This is a genomic window from Streptomyces sp. AcH 505, assembly GCF_000818175.1.
Taxonomy (GTDB): domain Bacteria; phylum Actinomycetota; class Actinomycetes; order Streptomycetales; family Streptomycetaceae; genus Streptomyces.
This window is the reverse complement of the sequence record NZ_JTIY01000001.1, coordinates 3,855,928-3,857,903: the sequence shown is the minus strand read 5'-3', so window position 1 is coordinate 3,857,903 and position 1,976 is coordinate 3,855,928. Positions and strand designations below refer to the sequence as shown.

Below are 1,976 nucleotides of genomic sequence, written 5' to 3'. Positions count from 1 at the left end.
GGGGAGACGCCCCCTTCGGGACCGACGACGAGCACGATGCTGCCCTCGGCCGGCAGCGCGGCCGTGGCCAGCGGTTCGCTGCCCTCCTCGTGCAGGACGGCGGCGAAGTCGGCGCCGGCCAGCAGCGCGGCGACCTGTTTGGTGCCGGCCAACTCGGCGACGTCGGGGAAGCGCAGCCGCCGCGACTGCTTACCCGCCTCCCTGGCCGTCGCCCGCCACTTGGCGAGCGCCTTGGCGCCGCGCTCACCCCGCCACTGCGTGACGCAGCGCGCGGCGGACCACGGCACGACGGCGTCCACGCCCGTCTCGGTCATCGTCTCGACGGCCAGCTCGCCCCTGTCCCCCTTGGGCAGCGCCTGGACGACGGTGATCAGCGGCGCGGGCGCGCCCTCGGTGCGTACGTCGGTGACGGCGACGTCGAGCCGGTCCTTGCCCTCGACAGCCGCGACCGTCCCGAACCCGCCGTTGCCGACGCCGTCCGTGAGGACGATCTGCTCGCCGACGCGGAGCCTGCGTACGGAGACGGCGTGCCGCCCCTCCGGCCCGTCGAGGGTGACGGTCCCGGTGTGCAGCGCACCGGCGGGGACGAGGAAGACGGGCGCGGTCATGACGCACTCCCCAGGGACAACGCGGCGCGGGTCGCGTCGAGTTCGGCGGCCAGTACCTCGACGAGCTGCCCGGCGGGCAGCTCGCGGGCCATCCGGTGGCCCTGTCCGGCGAAGAGCGCCATGCCCTGCGCGTCACCCGCCTTGGCCGCGGCCTTGCGCAGCCCTGCGGTCAGATGGTGGACGGCGGGATACGCGGGTGGCGCGTACGGGCCGTGTTCCCGCATGAAGCGGTTGACCAGGCCGCGCGCGGGCCGCCCGGAGAAGGCGCGGGTCAGCTCGGTCCTGGCGAAGACGGGGTTGGTCATGGCCTGTTTGTGCAGCAGGTTCGCCCCGGATTCCGGGCAGACCAGGAACGCGGTGCCGAGCTGCCCCGCGTCGGCGCCCGCGGCGAGCACGGCGGCGATCTGGCCGCCCCGCATCAGGCCGCCGGTCGCGATGATCGGCAGCTGTACGGTCTCCCTGACCTGGGCGACCAGCGAGAGCAGCCCGATGCCGGCGCCGTCGGTCGCGGGGTCGTCGCGATGCGTGCCCTGGTGTCCGCCGGCCTCGATGCCCTGCACACAGACGGCGTCGGCACCCGCCCACTGCGCGGCCCGCGCCTCGTCGGGGGTGGTGACGGTGACGACGGTGAACACCCCGGCGCGGCCGAGCGCGGCGAGCGCGGCGCGGGTGGGGCAGCCGAAGGTGAACGAGACGGCCGGCACCGGGTCGTCGAGCAGTATCGCCAGTTTGGCCTCGTAGCCGTCGTCCCTGCCGGACTCGGGGTCGCCCAGCGGGGTCTCGTACCAGGCGGCCTCACCGGCGAGCTGGTTGCGGTAGACCTCCACGGCGGCGCCGTCCTCGTGGTGCGGCTGCGGCATGAACAGATTGACGCCGAAGGGCCGGCCGGTCAGCCCGCGCAGCTGCTTGATCTCTTCGTACATGCCGTCCGCGGTCTTGTACCCGGCGGCGAGGAATCCGAGGCCCCCGGCGTCGGAAACGGCCGCAGCCAACTGCGGGCACGACGCACCGCCCGCCATGGGGGCCTGCACGATCGGATACCGGCAGAGATCGGTCAGCGCGGAGGACATGGAGGCATGGTGCCATGCCGCCCTTTGGGCGGCGTTGCGGGTCTTGGTTGCGGGTGGTGGTTGCGGTTCGGGGTTGCGGGTGGTGGTTGCGGTTGTTGCCGGGTGTCGTTCCGGGGTCGTGTCCTGCGCTGCATGATTTACGGCGCATACTCCCCAGACGCGGAGCCACCGCCGAGATGCGCCACAAATCACGCTCTACGCTCCGGACACCACCCCTGCACAACCCCCTTCAGCCCCCAGCCGGCACGGCACCGCTCACCCGCGGTGACGCGGACGGGTGTGGCCGACCGCCGGGGCG

Annotated in this window: 2 protein-coding genes; both read right to left on the bottom strand. The window is 73.5% G+C overall.

Annotation, left to right across the window (positions count from 1 at the left end; genetic code table 11):
- Positions 1 to 608 (bottom strand): 16S rRNA (uracil(1498)-N(3))-methyltransferase (locus tag HY68_RS17585; RefSeq protein WP_041989939.1); only part of this gene is annotated, 608 nt, incomplete at its 3' end.
- Complete coding sequence (locus tag HY68_RS17580; RefSeq protein ID WP_041989936.1) at positions 605 to 1,678, bottom strand: nitronate monooxygenase; 1,074 nt, start codon at positions 1,676 to 1,678, stop codon at positions 605 to 607. The genes HY68_RS17580 and HY68_RS17585, both read right to left, overlap by 4 nt.
- Between the last annotated feature and the right edge of the window lie 298 nt (positions 1,679 to 1,976).